General features: G+C 69.9%; 15 protein-coding genes. 12 read left to right on the forward strand and 3 right to left on the reverse strand.

Going from position 1 to position 15,889, the window contains the following annotated elements; all coding sequences use genetic code 11:
• Positions 1–97 precede the first annotated feature (97 nt).
• Positions 98–1,300 carry an RNA-guided endonuclease InsQ/TnpB family protein gene (locus tag I004_RS0119430; protein WP_028436867.1) on the forward strand — a complete coding sequence of 401 codons (1,203 nt, stop codon included), beginning with the start codon at positions 98–100 and terminating at the stop codon, positions 1,298–1,300.
• A 48-nt stretch (positions 1,301–1,348) separates the two neighbouring features.
• On the opposite strand, the gene I004_RS0119435 is transcribed toward I004_RS0119430, so the two are convergent.
• Positions 1,349–2,668: an ABC transporter substrate-binding protein gene (locus tag I004_RS0119435; protein WP_028436868.1), complete on the reverse strand. Its 1,320-nt coding sequence runs from the start codon at positions 2,666–2,668 to the stop codon at positions 1,349–1,351.
• 139 nt (positions 2,669–2,807) lie between these two features.
• Here I004_RS0119435 and I004_RS0119440 point away from each other — a divergent pair, with 139 nt between their 5' ends.
• The 5 genes from I004_RS0119440 (at position 2,808) to I004_RS0119460 (ending at position 7,599) form a co-directional block, all read left to right on the forward strand.
• Positions 2,808–4,082, forward strand: coding sequence for an ROK family transcriptional regulator (locus I004_RS0119440; protein ID WP_028436869.1), 1,275 nt, complete (start codon positions 2,808–2,810; stop codon positions 4,080–4,082).
• A 95-nt stretch (positions 4,083–4,177) separates the two neighbouring features.
• Positions 4,178–5,107, forward strand: coding sequence for a sugar kinase (locus I004_RS0119445; protein ID WP_051345207.1), 930 nt, complete (start codon positions 4,178–4,180; stop codon positions 5,105–5,107).
• A 168-nt stretch (positions 5,108–5,275) separates the two neighbouring features.
• Positions 5,276–5,926, forward strand: a complete 651-nt coding sequence (locus I004_RS0119450; protein WP_028436871.1) for a bifunctional 4-hydroxy-2-oxoglutarate aldolase/2-dehydro-3-deoxy-phosphogluconate aldolase — start codon at positions 5,276–5,278, stop codon at positions 5,924–5,926.
• A 192-nt stretch (positions 5,927–6,118) separates the two neighbouring features.
• Entirely contained in the window at positions 6,119–6,613 is a 495-nt protein-coding gene (locus I004_RS0119455; RefSeq protein WP_486580132.1) for a GNAT family N-acetyltransferase, read from the forward strand.
• Positions 6,614–6,798: 185 nt separating this feature from the next.
• Positions 6,799–7,599, forward strand: a complete 801-nt coding sequence (locus I004_RS0119460; RefSeq protein WP_028436873.1) for a methyltransferase domain-containing protein — start codon at positions 6,799–6,801, stop codon at positions 7,597–7,599.
• 30 nt (positions 7,600–7,629) lie between these two features.
• Here I004_RS0119460 and I004_RS0119465 read toward each other — a convergent pair whose 3' ends face one another.
• Positions 7,630–8,634, reverse strand: a complete 1,005-nt coding sequence (locus tag I004_RS0119465) for a hydroxyacid dehydrogenase (RefSeq protein ID WP_028436874.1) — start codon at positions 8,632–8,634, stop codon at positions 7,630–7,632.
• A 236-nt stretch (positions 8,635–8,870) separates the two neighbouring features.
• Here I004_RS0119465 and I004_RS0119470 point away from each other — a divergent pair, with 236 nt between their 5' ends.
• Entirely contained in the window at positions 8,871–9,218 is a 348-nt protein-coding gene (locus tag I004_RS0119470; RefSeq protein ID WP_028436875.1) for a VOC family protein, read from the forward strand.
• A 213-nt stretch (positions 9,219–9,431) separates the two neighbouring features.
• Here the strand turns inward: I004_RS0119470 and I004_RS0119480 are convergent, their stop codons facing one another.
• Positions 9,432–10,430 carry a Gfo/Idh/MocA family protein gene (locus tag I004_RS0119480; protein ID WP_028436876.1) on the reverse strand — a complete coding sequence of 333 codons (999 nt, stop codon included), beginning with the start codon at positions 10,428–10,430 and terminating at the stop codon, positions 9,432–9,434.
• Positions 10,431–10,620: 190 nt separating this feature from the next.
• Between I004_RS0119480 and I004_RS0119485 the strand changes: the two genes are divergently transcribed.
• From I004_RS0119485 to I004_RS0119505, 5 genes are all read left to right on the forward strand, one after another.
• Complete coding sequence (locus I004_RS0119485) at positions 10,621–11,343, forward strand: GntR family transcriptional regulator (RefSeq protein ID WP_037977015.1); 723 nt, start codon at positions 10,621–10,623, stop codon at positions 11,341–11,343.
• 154 nt (positions 11,344–11,497) lie between these two features.
• Positions 11,498–12,508: a sugar ABC transporter substrate-binding protein gene (locus tag I004_RS0119490; RefSeq protein WP_078511462.1), complete on the forward strand. Its 1,011-nt coding sequence runs from the start codon at positions 11,498–11,500 to the stop codon at positions 12,506–12,508.
• A gap of 190 nt (positions 12,509–12,698) precedes the next feature.
• On the forward strand, positions 12,699–13,670 hold the full coding sequence (locus tag I004_RS0119495) for a sugar ABC transporter substrate-binding protein (RefSeq protein WP_028436879.1): 972 nt from the start codon (positions 12,699–12,701) through the stop codon (positions 13,668–13,670).
• 149 nt (positions 13,671–13,819) lie between these two features.
• Complete coding sequence (locus tag I004_RS0119500) at positions 13,820–14,797, forward strand: ABC transporter permease (protein WP_486580144.1); 978 nt, start codon at positions 13,820–13,822, stop codon at positions 14,795–14,797.
• Positions 14,798–14,889: 92 nt separating this feature from the next.
• Positions 14,890–15,723 carry an ATP-binding cassette domain-containing protein gene (locus I004_RS0119505; RefSeq protein ID WP_051345238.1) on the forward strand — a complete coding sequence of 278 codons (834 nt, stop codon included), beginning with the start codon at positions 14,890–14,892 and terminating at the stop codon, positions 15,721–15,723.
• The last annotated feature ends 166 nt before the right edge of the window (positions 15,724–15,889 follow it).

Consider the following 15,889-nt stretch of genomic DNA (forward strand, 5'->3'; position numbering starts at 1 on the left):
GCCGGGGCGATCCGGCGTCCACCTTCCCCGCAGGTGAGGGAACACCACAAAGATCATTTGGGCTCAACTGTCAGTCCTCCCCCATAGGTTGGTGTGCATGTCTGCGGAAGCGAAGACGGAGGATACCGGGCACGCCCGGTACACTTACCGGCTTCGTCTGTCGGCGACGTCCCGGCGTGAGCTGGAGGCCGAGTGGGACCGGTGCCGCTGGATCTGGAACGAGTGCGTCGCGAAGTCCAAGCAGGTCCACGCCTGCTCCAAAACCACGGGCGAGAAGCTGACGTGCGGTCCGGCCCAGTTGAGCCAGATGCACACGGAGGCCAGGCGTGTCATGCCGTGGCTCCGCGATGGCGCTGCGGTGCCCCAGCAGCAGATCATCCGGGACTTCGGCAAGTCGCGGGCCAAGGCGCTGAAGGACATCAAGGACCGGCTGCCGGTGCGGCAGCGGGCCGGGATGCCGAAGTACAAGAAGAAGCGCGAGGCTGCGCCGACCCTGAACTATGTCAGGACGGGCTTCCGCCTCAAGGACGGCCGTCTGTATCTCGCCGGCGGGATCGTGGTGCGGCCGGTGTGGTCGCGGGAGCTGCCCAAGGAACCCTCGTCGGTGCGCGTGTACCGGGATGCGGTCGGGCATTGGTGGGCGTCGTTCGTCGTCCCCTCTGTTACCGAGCCCCTGCCGGAGACTGGTCGTGTGATCGGGGTCGACTGGGGTGTCAAGGAGACCGCCACCACCACATCCGACGCCCACGATCTCCCCCACGCGCATCACGGCAAGACCGCGGCGCAGAAGCTCGCCAGGCACCAGCGGATGATGGCCCGGCGCCGACCGGCGAAGGGGCAGGCCGCCTCGAAGGGCTACCGCGAGGCGAAGCGGCAGACCGCCAAGCTGCACCGGAAGATTGCGGCTCAGCGAGCCGATACCGGCCGCAAGTGGGCCAAGAAGGTTGTGCGCGACCACGACGCGCTCGCAGTCGGGAACTTTCGCCCGAAGTTCCTGGCGAAGTCGACCATGGCCCGCAAGGCGGCAGACGCCGCGATCGGCGCCACCAAACAGGCCCTGATCGAGATGGCCTGCAAGCACGGGCGCATCATCCTCCTGGTCCACTCCGCGCACACCACCATGGACTGCGCGCACTGCGGCGCGAGAACCAAGCACGCACTACCTCTTTCCGAACGGACGTATACCTGTACCGCGTGCGGGGCCGTATCGCCTCGCGATAAGAACTCCGCCCGCGTGATGCTGGTCCGGGCTGGTCTCAACCCGGCTGGTGCTGATCTTGTAAGACCTGCTACCTGCTAGGTGTCAGGCGAAGTGAGCCAGGAATCCCCCTGATACGAGGGGGAGGAGTCAATTCCGCATCTGCTGCTGCGCCGCGGACAGTTCCTTCTTCACCGACTCGGAAGTGACCTCGCGTCCGGCGGCCGCGTCGGCGAAGAGCTCCTTGGTGGCGTTGCCGACGAGCGTCTCGAACTTCGACTCGTCCTTCACCTGCGGCAGCGGCGCGGAGGAGGTCGTCAGCACATCGCGCAGCACCTTCAGGTCGGGCGTCTCGAAGGCCTTGCCGGTCTGCGCCGACTTGACCGGCGGGATCGATCCGTACGTCTCGTTGAGGAGGCGCTGCTCCTTGTCGGACGTCATGAACTTCGCGAACTTCACCGCGCCGTCGATGTTGTCGGAGTTCTTGAAGACCGCCAGGTTGATGCCCGCGACCATCGACCGCGTGCCCTTCTCGCCCGAGCCGGGTGTCTGCACGGGTATCGGTGCGACGCCGTACTCGTCGGGCTTCATGCCGTTGGCCTTCAGGCCGTTCGCGGCCGCCTGCCACATCAGCATGCCTGCCTTGCCCTTGGCGAAGTCGCGTACCGACTCGTCCTTGGAGTACTCCGCGTTGCCGGACGACGCGATCTTCTCGGAGGCGACGAGGTCCACGTACTGCTTGATGGCCTTGACGGCGCCGGGCGAGTCGAACGTCGCCTTGCCGGAGGGGTCGAAGAAGTCGGCGCCGTGCTGCTTGCCGAGGATGAAGGCGTGGTGGGAGTTCTCCACCGGGTCGCCGCCCTCGACGGCTATCCCGTACTTGCCGTCACCGGTGAGCTTCTTGCCGTCCTTGACCAACTCGTCCCAGGTGGCGGGCGGTCCGTCGATGCCCGCGTCCTTGAACATCTTCTTGTTGTAGTAGAGCCCGTACGCGAGGGAGTAGAGCGGCAGCGCGGCGGGGTCCTTCTGGGGTGCCCCGGCGGCGGCCAGCGCGGCGGGAGTGAAGCGGTCGGCTCCGCCGACCTTTGCCAGGTTCTTCTTGTCCCAGGGCAGCAGCGCACCCGTCGCCTGGAGCGAGGCGGACCAGGTGTTGCCGATGTTCAGCACGTCGGGGCCCTGGCCGGAGGACGTGGCAGCGAGGATGCGGTCCAAGAGGCTGTCCCACGGGATGACTTCGAGCTTGACCTTGATCCCGGTCTGCTTCTCGAAGCGCTTCAACTCCGGGGTGAGCACACGCTTGTCATGGGCGAGGCTGGTGCCCTGGTTGCTGGCCCAGTACGTGAGCTCCTTCGGATTGTCGTTGCTGCCCTCGCCGTCGGTCGAACTGCCGCCGCCGCACGCGGCGGTGACGGCCGTCATTGCGGCGGCAAGTGTGACGGTGACTGCGTTGCGTGCCCGGCTTCTGCGCATGGACGAATGCCCCTCCCCGAGGCGCCTGCGTTCGGACCCTGAATGGTCCGAACCATTAATTTCACGCCGTGAGTTAAGTAGTGAGAGAAGGGGGCGTCAAGAGTTCTGACAGAGGTATGTTGACAGAGGAGGGCAGCTGATGGGCGGATACGACGGGCGAACAGTACGCGACCTGCGGCGTAGCAACCGCGCGTCCGTGCTTCGCCGGCTGTATTTCGAAGGTCCGCTCAGCAGACAGGAGTTGGGTCCCGCCACGGGCCTCAGCTCCGGGTCGATAAGCAATGTCGTCACCGAACTCCTCGCCGAGGGCGTCCTGGAGGAGGCCGGATCGGTCGGCTCCGACGGCGGCCGCCCGCGTACGCTACTGCGCGTCGCGTCCCGGAGCGCCTGTCTCGTCGGCGTCGACGTCGGCGAGACGCGGGTACGGGTCGAGCTGTTCGACCTGAAGCTCACCGAAGTGGCCCGCAGCGAACAACCGTTGGACGACGGCAGGCACGACGCGGCGCTCGTCGTCCAGCTCATCGAGAAGGGCCTCGCCGCAGTGCTCGCCCAAGTCGGTGCGTCCACGGGGCCGTTGCTGGGCGTGGGCATCGGCGTGCCCGGCATAGTCGAGCGGCGCGAGGACCGCGGAGCGGTCGTGCACGGCCAGACGATCGGATGGGACGCCGTCCCGCTGGAGGCCATGCTGCGCGAATCCGCCGGGCTCCCCGAGGGGGGAGCCCTCGCCGGAGGGCAGCGGGCGCCGCTCCACATCGACAACGGCGCGAAGACCCTCGGCCAGGCAGAGATGTGGTTCGGGGCGGGACGCGGAGCACGCGACGCCGTGATAGCGCTCATCGGCTCCGGCGTCGGAGCGTGCGTGGTCACCGGCGGCGAACCCTACGGCGGCGCCTCCAGCGGCGCCGGGGAATGGGGCCACACCGTGCTCACCGTCGGCGGCCGCCGCTGCCGCTGCGGGGCGCGCGGCTGTCTGGAGGCGTACGTGGGTGCCAGTGCGGTGATCGAGCGCTGGTGCGAGGCGGGCGGCGAACCCGGTACCGACGACGAGGAGTCCGCCCTCGCCGCACTCCTGGCCACGGGACAAGGTGAGGGAGCCGATGCCCGCATCGCCGCGGACCTGTTGGCGGAGACGGCCGAGTACCTCGGCGCCGGCATCGCCGATCTCGTCAACCTGTTCAATCCTGAACGGATAGTGATCGGAGGGTGGGCCGGACTGTTGCTGGGGCCACAGCTTCTTCCTGCTGTGCGGGAGGCGACGGGCGCGTACGCTCTCCGGTACCCGGCGGCCCGTACGGCCGTCGAACTGTGCAGGCTCGGCCCGGACGCCGTGACCGTCGGCGCGGCAACGCTGCCGCTGCGCCGCTTCCTCGACGGGGGAGGAAGTCCCCCTCCGGGGGTGGCATTGTCCGTGTGAACGGGTAACGTTTCCACAGAGAGTGATGCCTTGGTGGCAGATGTGGGGAGAAACCGGTGGTAAACGGACCGGAGGCCATTACCTGCGGTGAGGCGATGCTGCTTATGCTCGCCGAGCCCGGCATGCCACTGGACCGCGCGGCCTCCTTCCGCCGTTCCGTCGCGGGCGCCGAGTCGAACGTCGCCCAGGGTCTCGCCCGCCTCGGCCACTGGGCCCGCTGGATCGGCCGCGTCGGCGACGATCCTGCCGGTGAGGCCGTGCTGCGCGAGCTGCGCGCGGACGGGGTCGACGTCTCCGGCGCCGAGATGGATCCCGCGGCGCCGACCGGTCTGCTGCTGCGCGACAGCCACGCGCAGCGCGTGATCGACGTGCAGTACTACCGCGCCGGCTCCGCCGGATCGCTGCTCTCGCCGGACCAGATCCGCCTGGAGACGCTGGAAGGAGCCCGGGTGGTGCACGTCTCGGGCATCACACCCATGCTTTCGGAGTCGGCGGCGCAGGCCACTTGGGCGCTGGTCGAGCGCGCCCGCCAGGCCGGCGCCGCGGTCTCCTTCGACCCGAACGTGCGCCGCAAGCTGGGGACCGAGCACGAGTGGATCCGCACGGTGGGTCCGCTGCTGCGCGAGGCCGACCTCGTGCTGGCGGGGGAGGACGAACTGGAGCTGCTGCTGGGCGGGGGAGCCGAGGAGACATCGAAGGCCCTGCTGACGATGGGGCGTGCCCGCACCGTCGTCGTCAAGCGCCGCGACCACTCGGCGGCCGCCCTAGGGCGGGACGGGGAGTGCACACAGGAACCCTTCGACGTTCCGGTGTGCGACCCGGTGGGCGCGGGCGACGCGTTCGCGGCCGGCTGGCTCTCGGCCTGGCTGCGCGGCCGGAGCGCCGAAGAGGCTCTGGCCGAAGCGGCATGCGTCGCCGCCCTGGTGGTGCAGGCGCCGGGGGACACCGACGGGCTGCCGACGGCCCACGTCCGGGACCGCGCCCTTGCGAGGTTCCTGAAGGGCTCCGATTCCGTGCATCGCTGACCGCGGGTACGGCGCCCCGTTGCGGCAACAAGACCCCTTATCGCAGACCGAGAGTGCGAGCACGACCAGACCGAGCGCACCGCGAGAGGCGGGGCGCGGCGGAGGAACGGACCGCGACGCCCGCCCCGCCGACCGCCCGGCCGGACGAGAAGAGAGGCGGCGACTGCCGTGTACCGATGGGAGATCACCCGAACCGCTCTTGAGCAGCGCGTCTTCGCGATCATCCGCAGTGACGGCTACGAAGGAGTCACCTCCACGGCGGACACCCTCATCGGTGCGGGCATCAACAGCCTGGAGATCTCGCTGACCACGCCTTACGCCCTGGACGCCGTGGCCACGCTGCGCCGCGAGGCAGGGTCGGAGTGCATCATCGGCGCCGGCACCGTCCTCGACGCGGCCTCCGCCCGCGCCGCGATCGATGCCGGCGCGCTCTTCCTCGTCTCGCCCGCCCTGGACGCCGAGGTCATCCGCACCGGCCACCGCTACGGCATTCCCGTCTTCCCCGGTGTCGCCACGCCCACGGAGATGGTGCGGGCTATGGAGCTCGGTGCCGACGCGCTCAAGCTCTTCCCCGCGTCCGCCCACGATCCGTCCTGGCTCAAGGACGTGCGGGCGGCGCTGCCGCAGGCGCCGCTGCTGCCGACCGGGGGCGTCACCGTCAAGAGCGCTCCCGAGTGGATCGCCGCGGGCGCCGCCGCGTGCGGCATGGGCTCGGCTCTCACGCAGGGGGACAGGGAAGCGGTCGCCAAGCGCGTCAACACTCTGCTGCAGAAGCTCGAGGAGGCCGTGCCCGCCCCGTCCCGCAGACGCGGCCGCTGACCCGCTCCCCGCATCGGCGCCGTTACGGGTTCCGTCTCCCGGGTTGACGCACCGTTCGATCGGCGGTCCTGAGACCGGCCCGAGGGGGGAAGCGCATGTTCCGCCTCACATGCCTTCGGAACCGCCACCTCAACGGCACAAGAAGAATCTAGTCTGTCGGCAATGCAAATCAGAGAGTGCCGGGAAGCAGACGTGGCATTGCTCCAAGAGCACATGCCCTCGCCCGGTGCTGCCTGCGACCACGCCTCCCGATTCCTCCGCCACCGCGAGGGCGACACCACGCTTCTCGTCGCATGGCGCGACGGACTGCCCGTCGGCAGCTGCGACGTCGTCTGGGAGGGCTGTCAGGCACCGGAGGTCAGGGCCGTCCACCCCGACTGCTCCGAGATCAGCGGCCTCGGCCTCTGGCCGGAGACGCTGCGCACCCAGGGCGTCGGCACCGCCCTCATCCAGGCAGCCGAGGGGCTCGTGCTCGCGCGGGGCCGCGTGAAGGTCGGCGTCGGCGTGGAGAAGAACAACCCGCGCACGCAGGACCTCTACAAGCGGCTCGGCTACCGCGACTCGACGCCCTATCTCGACTGCGGTTCGTACGAGGACAGCGCGGGTCTCATCCACCGAGTCGCCGACGCCTGCACGTTCATGGTCAAGCTGCTGCAGCCGACGGAGGCCGCCGTCCAACAGCCCTGAGTCCGGGGCGAGTTCAGGGCAGTGCGGCGCGGCCGACCTGAGCACGCGACCGCTCCTGGCGGCACCTTCGGCGCCCAGCCGAGCCCACGTCCCGCCTCGCGCTCCCGCCTCCGCCCGGCACTCTCGCGGGCGGCGATCCGTTCACCCGGCAGCCGTCCGTTCCAGCCCGAGGAGACGTCACGTTGGTGCCCGGACCGTTCGACGCGGCCCTCGACTCGTGGCGCGTGTGGCAGGAGAGCCCCTGGGGCCGGTTGCGGTACAGGCTCGCCGAGTTCAATCTGCAGCGACGGCTTGAGGAGCTCGGCCCGGTGCCGCTGCGAGTGCTGGACCTCGCCGGGGCCGACGGCGGTGACGCGCTGCCGCTGCTGCGGCGCGGACACCACGTGACCATCGCCGACTTCTCCCCTGGCATGCTCGCCGCGGCACGCGAAAGGGCTGAGCGGGACGGCACCGGCGAGCGGCTCGTCACCGTGGAGGCCGACGTCTTCGAGCTGCCCGGGTCGGTGACCGGCAGCCGGTACGACGTGGTGCTGTGCCACAACCTCCTTCAGTACCTGGACGATCCGGCGCCGGCGGTCCGTACCGCGGCCTCGCTCGTACGCGACGGCGGCGTCCTGTCCGTCATGGCGCTCAACCGGCACGCCACGCCGCTCGGCCTCGCGGTGCGCTCGCTGGATCCGGCCGCCGCGCTCGACGCGCTGGACCGGCGCACGACGCACGGCGAGACGTTCGCGACCGAACTGACCCTCCACACGGCGGAGGAGATCACGCCGCTGCTGGCCGATTCGGGCTGTACCGCCATCGAGCACTGCGGGATCCGCAACGTCAACGATCACATCGTCGACGACTCCCGCAAGCACGACCCGGACTTCTTCGCCACGCTGGAAGCCCTGGAACTGGCGATGACCAACCGCCATCCGTACCCGCACACGGCGAAGATCTTCCAGCTCCTGGCACGCGTCGTGGAGCCGCCCGCCACACCCTGACCTGGGTGCTCGGGTCCCCGTGGCCGCCGCTCAGGCGAGGCGGTCGTACGCCGACGCGTGGATCTCGTGCGCGAGCGGACGGCCCTGGAGATACGCCTCCGTCTCGTCGACGACGGTCCTGCCCTGGAGCCTGTACCCCTGGTGCGTGGCCCCGGCGATGTGCGGGGTGAGGACGACGTTCGGCAGGTCCCACAACTCGCTGTCCGCGGGCAGAGGTTCGTCGTCGAAGACGTCGAGCGAGGCACTCAGCCGCCCCTGCCGCAGCTCCGCCGTCAGCGCGGCGGTGTCGCAGAGCGCGGAGCGTGCCGTGTTCACCAGGATGCCCCCGTCCGGCATCATCGCCAGCCGCTCCGCACCGAGCATGCCGCGCGTCTCGTCGGTCACGGGAGCGTGCAGTGCGACGACGAAGCAGGTGCGCAGCAGCGTCTCCAACGGCGTGGCGAGGACGCCCAGTTGGCGGGCCTCCTCGTCCGAGAGATACGGGTCGTGGACGACGACGGTGGCACCCAGGGCGCGGACCAGTTCGATGTAGACCCGCCCGACCCTGCTCGCGCCGATGACGCCGATGCGGGTGCCTTCGACGGTGCGTCCGAGACCGGGCGACCGCGCCGGCTCCCAGTCGTGCCGCTGCCGCATCGCCTTCTCGACGATGTGCATCGAGCGCAACTGGCCGATCGTGAACCACAGAGCGGTCTCGGCGACGGAGCGGGCCATGGCGGCCGAGGCATGGGTGAGCCGGATCCCGTCCGAGAGCAGGGACTTGGGCACCAGATGCCGCACGGTGCCCGCGCTGTGTGCGATGAACCGCAGCCGCCACCCGCCCCCGCGGCGGGCCGGCAGAGGCGCCGATCCCCAGCCGGTGACCAGGACATCGGCCTGCAGCCGCCGCTCCGCGTCACCGTCGATGCCCGGTGTGGTGCGCGTGACGGTGCCCAGGGCTTCCAGCCGTGCGAGTGACTCCGCGTCGAAGAGGCTCTGTTCCAGGGACGGGGCCAGGTCGAGGACGATCGCGGGCTCGGGGGTCTCTTCGGTCATGCCGGCTGCCTTCCGCTGCGAGTGCGTCCGGGTCGGTCGAGGCGGTGACCGGCACGCCGCCGTCACTGCCGGGTGATGAGCCTTCGCCGTGCCCGGGGCGCGGCAGGCGGCGTGAGAAGGGCGCGTGGATGCCGTGACAGTGTCGCAGGGTGCCGGGGCGGCAGCGGTTCCGCCCGGCGGCTAGGGTCCGGACATCCGTCCCCGGCCCTCCGGGCCGGCCGACCCAGGGAGCTTCGATGTCCGTCCGCCGCGTCGTACCCGACATCCGCAGCGAGGCCATGGAGGACAGCCGCGACTTCTACGGGCTGCTCGGCCTCGAGGAGGTGATGAACATGGGCTGGGTCATGACACTCGCCTCACCGTCCAACCCCACCGCGCAGGTCATCTTCATGAGCAGCGACGAGACCGCGCCCGTCCAGCCCGACATGAGCGTCGAGGTGGACGACGTGGACGCTGTCTACGCGGCCGTCGTCGACAGCGGCGCGCAGATCGTGCACCCGTTGCAGGACGAGGAGTGGGGTGTGCGCCGCTTCTTCGTCCTGGATCCGAACGGGTGCGTGGTCAACGTGCTGAGCCATCGCTGAGGGGGTGCCGCCCAACACGCGGGCACCGGCGGCGCTCAGGGCGTCCCGTCGAGCACATCTGTTGCGGCGGCGATGAGTTCGTCGTCGGAGAGGGTGACCATGCCCGGACGCTGCAGCGCACGGCGCCCGTGCCGCGAAGGGATTCCCGGGCGGTGCCGGCCGACCGCCGCCCGCCCGCGGGGGCGCCCGGAGAGACGCCCCGCCGGCACGTCGTCAGGACAGCTCCGCCACCGCCACCGGGCGGGCCTCGCGGCGCGAGAGCTCGCACGCCTCGGCGATGCGGAGCGCGGCCAACGCCTCATATCCGTCGCAGGGGTTGGGCGCTTCGCCCCGCACCGCCCGTACGAACGCGGAGAGTTCGGACTCGTACGCCGGGGCGAACCGCTCCAGGAAGCCCGGCCAGGGAGTGCCCTGCGAGGGGCTCGCCGTGGGCTCGACGGACGTCAGCGGCGTACGGGCGTCGAGGCCGACCGCGATCTGGTCCTTCTCGCCCGCGAGTTCCATGCGCACGTCGTAGCCGGCGCCGTTGACGCGGGTGGCCGTGGCCGTGCACAGCAGGCCGTCGTCCAGCGTGAGCAGCGCTGCGGCCGTGTCGACGTCGCCTGCCTCGCGGAACATCTCCGGGCCCGCGTCCGAGCCGGCCGCGTACACGGAGAGCACCTCGCGGCCCGTCACCCAGCGCAGCGCGTCGAAGTCGTGGACGAGGCAGTCGCGGTAGAGCCCGCCGGAGAGCGGGATGTAGGCGGCGGGCGGCGGCGCCGGGTCGGAGGTGGCCGCCCGTACGGTGTGCAGCCTGCCCAGGGAGCCGGAGCGCACGGCGGCGCGTGCCGCCACGTACCCCGCGTCGAAGCGCCGCATGAAGCCGATCTGCAGCAGGGTCCCGGCATCCTCGACCGTGCGCAGGGCGTCCATCGTGCCGGGCAGGTCGAGCGCTATCGGTTTCTCGCAGAAGACGGGCAGTCCGCGCTCGGCCGCCGCCTGGATGAGGCTCGCGTGCGACGAGGTCGCCGAGGCGATCACGACGGCGTCGAGGTCGTGGGAGAGGAGGTCGTCGGGGGAGGGGGCGACTGCCGCTCCGAGGCCCTCGGCCACCTCGGCGGCGCGCGGGGCGTCGACGTCGGTGACGAGCAGCTCGCTCACCTCGGGTTCGCCGCTGAGAGTGCGGGCGTGGAAGGTGCCGATCCGGCCGGTGCCGATGAGTCCGATGCGCATGTGGGTACGTTCGCCTGCCGGTTCGAGAGCTGTCAATACTTTGTCAGGACAATTGGACGAACCACGAGGGGGGACGAGTTCGCTACGTTCTGCTTTGTCCGGACAACCGAACTTACGCCTTCCGGTGGACCGCCCCGCGCACTACGCTCCCCCCGTGGCAAAGAATGATCCGGTGGACCTCGAGTTCAGCGTGGACCGCAGCAGTCCCGTCCCGCTGTACTTCCAGCTCGCCCAACAGCTCGAGTCCGCCATCGAGCGCGGCAAACTCTCCCCCGGCAGCCTGCTCGGCAACGAGATCGAGCTCGCGGGGCGGCTGGGTCTGTCCCGTCCCACGGTGCGCCAGGCCATCCAGTCGCTCGTCGACAAGGGCCTGTTGGTGCGCCGCCGAGGAATCGGCACCCAGGTCGTGCACAGCCAGGTCCGGCGTCCGCTGGAGCTGAGCAGCCTCTACGACGATCTGGAGGCGGCCGGCCAGCGCCCGGCCACGCAGCTGCTGCGGTACGAGAAGGAGGAGGCGACGGCCGAGGTCGCCGCCGCGCTGGCCGTCGCCCAGGGTGCCCAGGTGCGCCGCGTGGAGCGGCTCCGGCTGACACATGGCGAGCCCATGGCGTTCCTCCGCAACCACCTGCCCGGCGACCTGCTGCAGGGGGAGAGCGGCGAGGAGCTGGAAACCACGGGCCTCTACCGGCTGATGAGGGGCCTCGGCGTCACGCTGCACAGCGCACGCCAGTCCGTCGGCGCCCGGGCCGCCACGGCGGAGGAGGCGAAGCTGCTGGGGGAGGACGTGGGTGCACCGCTGCTGACGATGGAGCGGACGACCTTCGACGACACGGGTCGTCCCGTCGAGTACGCCTCGCACCTGTACCGGGCCTCGCGCTACGCGTTCGACTTCCAGTTGCTCGTGCGGTCCTGAGCCGCGAGCCCTTCCGGGGAGGCCGGCCCGCACGCCTTTGCAGGCGGGGTCGGATGCGTGACAGCGACGCCAGAGTTTGTTCGGACAAACTCTCATGGAGAATGTTCGGACAAAGTATTGACGGCCCGCTCCGGGCACGGCTAGAACTCCGCTCATGGTCCTTCGGCGTAGAGCACGTAGAGCGACAACGGTGGCTGCAGTCCTGACGAGCGCGGCCCTCCTCGCGGCCGGCTGCAGCAGCTCCGGCGGCAAGAGTGGCGAGGAGCAGAGCAACGGCGCGGGCGGCGGCAAGGGTGTCGACACCCCGCGCATGACGATCGCGATGGTCTCCCACTCCGGGGACGGCGACACCTTCTGGGACATCGTGCAGAGCGGCGCCAAGGACGCGGCCCGCAAGGACAACGTCCAGTTCGACTACTCGCACGACGAGGAGGCGGGCCGCCAGGCGCAGCTGGTGAAGTCGGCCATCGACAAGAAGGTGGACGGCCTGATCGTCACGCTCGCGAAGCCCGACGCGATGAAGGGCGTGGTGAAGAAGGCGGTCAAGGCCGGGATCCCGGTCATCACCATCAACTCCGGCGGTCAGTACTCCTCCGAGCTCGGTGCGCTCTCGCACATCGGCCAGGACGAGGCGATCGCGGGCGAGGCCGTCGGCGACGAACTGAACAAGCGCGACCGCAAGAAGGCGATCTGCGTCATCCACGAGCAGGGCAACGTCTCGCTCGAGGAGCGGTGCGACGGTGCGAAGAAGACCTTCGACGGGGAGATGAGCACGCTCAACGTGGACGGCACGAACATGCCGGACGTGCAGTCCTCCGTCGAGGCCAAGCTCCAGTCGGACAGCGACATCGACACCGTGCTCACGCTCGGCGCCCCGTTCGCCGCCACCTCGGCCAAGGCCAAGGAGAAGGCGGGCAGCAAGGCGGAGATCGACACCTTCGACCTCAACGCGCAGGTCGTGAAGGGGCTGAAGGACAAGAGCTTCGGCTTCGCCGTCGACCAGCAGCCCTATCTCCAGGGCTACGAGGCAGTGGACGCGCTGTGGCTGCACGCCTACAACGCCAACGAGCTCGGCGGCGGCAAGCCCGTCCTGACCGGACCGCAGGTCGTCACGGACAAGGACGTGCCGCGGCTGGAGAAGTACACCAAGCGCGGAACCCGGTGAACTTCCCCCGCGGGCAGGCCCCCGATACTGGCGCGGACGTCCGCGCCGGTACGGGGTGCCGCCGCGGGCGCCGCGACGAACAGAAACACCCGTACCGAGAGGTCAGCAGTACGTGTCCAGGCTGGAAAGGTTCCGCCGGAACCGCGCGGCAGCGCGCGCGACCCGGACCGCGACGGCAGCGGCCGTCCTCGTGACCGTAGGGCTCGCGTCCGCCGGACTCGCGGGGTGCAGCAGCACCGGCGGAAAGCGGGCGGAGGAGGAGCGCAACGCGGCGGTCTCGGGGGACGCCGCGGTCGGTACCCCCCGCTGGAAGATCGCCATGGTGAGTCACTCCGGCGAGGGTGACACCTTCTGGGACATCGTCCAGAGCGGCGCCGAGCAGGCGGCCGCCAAGGACAACATCGAGTTCCACTACTCGCACGACAAGGAGGCGGGCCGCCAGGCGCAGCTCGTGAAGGCCGCAGTCGACAACGACGTGGACGGCCTGATCGTCTCCCTCGCCAAGCCGGACGCGATGAAGGGCGCCATCAAGAAGGCCGTCAAGGCCGGCATACCCGTCGTCACCGTCAACTCCGGCCAGGACAAGTCCGAGGAGTACGGCGCGCTCGCCCACATCGGCCAGGACGAGGTCCTCGCAGGCGAGGCCGTAGGGCGGGAGCTGAACGAGCGCGGCCGCAAGAAGGCCGTCTGCCTCCTGCACGAGCAGGGCAACGTCGGCCACGAGGAACGCTGCCGCGGCGTGCGCAAGACCTTCGACGGCAAGGTGCGCAACCTGCACGCCGACGGTACGAACATGCCCGCCGTCGAGTCCTCCCTGGAGGCAGAACTCCAGTCGGACCGCAAGATCGACACCGTTGTGACACTCGGCGCTCCCTTCGCCCCCACTGCGGTCAAGGCCGCCGAGGGCGCGGGCAGCACGGCGGAGACCGTCACCTTCGACCTCAACGACCAGGCGGCCAGGGAACTCAAGGACGGGTCGATCGGATTCGCCGTGGACCAGCAGCCGTACCTGCAGGGTTACGAGGCGGTCGACCTGCTCTGGCTGGAGCGCTACAACGCCAACATGCTGGGCGGCGGCAAGCCTGTGCTGACCGGCCCGCAGATCCTCACGAAGAAGGACGCATCCACCGTGCAGAAGTACACGAAGCGGGGAACGCGATGACGGCTGCATCCACACCCACACCACCCGACGCCCCCGAGGCGGCCGAAGGCGGCACGGCCACGGAAGCACCGGCGGACAAGAGCCCCCGAGACTCCGCACCGCCCGGGAAGGCCGACGAGCGCCTGGTCCACCGGCCGTTGCTCCAGCGCATGCTGGGGCGGCCCGAACTCGGCGCCGTCGTCGGCGCGATCGCCGTCTTCATCGTCTTCTCGGTGGTCGCCGACAGCTTCCTGCGCGCCTCCAGCCTCTCCACCGTGCTCTACGCCTCCTCCACGCTGGGGATCATGGCGGTGCCGGTGGCGCTGCTGATGATCGGCGGTGAGTTCGACCTGTCGACCGGCGTGATGGTCACCAGCTCCTCGCTGGTCTCCTCGATGTTCAGCTACCAGATGACGGCCAACGTCTGGGTCGGCGTCGGTGTCTCGCTGCTGGTCACGCTCGGCATCGGCCTCTTCAACGGCTACATGCTCGTCCGCACGAAGCTGCCGAGCTTCATCATCACGCTCGGCACGTTCCTGATGCTGACAGGGCTCAACCTCGGCCTGACCAAGCTGATCAGCGGCACCGTCTCCACCAAGACGATCTCCGACATGGAGGGCTTCGCCTCGGCCAAGGCGCTCTTCGCGTCCGAACTGACCATCGGGGCCGCCGACATCCAGGTCACCGTCGTGTGGTGGCTGGCCCTGGTGGCCCTGGCGACATGGCTGCTGCTGCGTACGAAGGCCGGGAACTGGATCTTCGCGGTCGGCGGCGGGGAGCACACCGCACGCGCCGTGGGTGTCCCCGTTGCCCGCACCAAGATCGGTCTGTATCTCGGGGTGGCGCTGGGTGCCTGGATATCGGGCCAGCATCTGCTGTTCAACTACGACGTCGTCCAGTCCGGCGAAGGCGTCGGAAACGAGCTGATCTACATCGCCGCGGCCGTCATCGGCGGCTGCCTGCTGACCGGCGGCTACGGCTCGGCGGTCGGTGCCGCCGTGGGCGCGTTCATCTTCGGCATGACGAGCAAGGGCATCGTGTACGCGCAGTGGGAGCCCGACTGGTTCAAGTTCTTCCTCGGGGCGATGCTGCTGGTCGCCGTCCTGCTGAACGCGTGGATACGCAAGCGTGCGGAGGCGAGCCGATGACCACGGACAAGGGCACGGAGAGCGACGCGGACAAGACCGCGGACCAAATCACGGACAAGATCACGGACACGGGGAAGGACGCCGGGACGGACATGGACCGCGACAGCGCACCCCGGGACGCCGTGCAGTCGACGACCCCGCTCGTGGAGCTGGCGGAGGTCAGCAAGTTCTACGGCAACATTCGCGCGCTGGAGGAGGTCTCCCTGCAGGTCCACGCGGGCGAGATCACGTGCGTGCTCGGAGACAACGGCGCCGGCAAGTCGACGCTCATCAAGATCGTCGCGGGGCTGCACCAGCACGACGCGGGCACCTTCCGCATCAACGGTGAGGAGACCCGGCTCTCCTCGCCCCGCGAGGCCCTGGACCGGGGCATCGCGACCGTCTACCAGGATCTCGCCGTCGTCCCGCTGATGCCGGTCTGGCGCAACTTCTTCCTCGGCTCGGAACCGACCAAGGGCCGGGGCCCCTTCGCCCGGCTCGACGTGGAGCACATGCAGCGCACCACGCACAGCGAACTGCTGCGGATGGGCATCGACCTGCGCGACGTCGACCAGCCCATCGGCACCCTCTCCGGCGGCGAGCGGCAGTGCGTGGCGATCGCCCGCGCCGTGTACTTCGGCGCGAAGGTCCTGGTGCTGGACGAGCCGACGGCGGCCCTGGGCGTCAAGCAGTCCGGCGTCGTGCTGAAGTACGTCGCCGCGGCCCGCGACGCGGGCCTGGGCGTGGTGCTGATCACGCACAATCCCCACCACGCGTATCTGGTGGGGGACCGCTTCGTACTGCTCAAGCGGGGTGCCATGGCCGGCAGCCACCACAAGGACGGTCTGCAGCTGGAGGAGCTGACACGGCAGATGTCCGGCGGCAGCGAGCTGGAACAGCTCAGCCACGAGCTGGAGCGCGCGCCGGTCCCGCAGCATCTGACGTGAGAGCGCGAATCTGAAGTGAGAGCGGCGGCGCGGGGCACCGTCAGCGGCCGGGACCACCGGCACGCGTCGGAGGCCTCCGCGTCCTGGCTGGTCAGAGGCGTGTGGCTTCGCGACCTCGCGCGGTAAGGCAGAATCGGCCTGTGGGCCGGGGTACGGGCTCACCGTC

This window comes from Streptomyces sp. TAA486, from assembly GCF_000426165.1.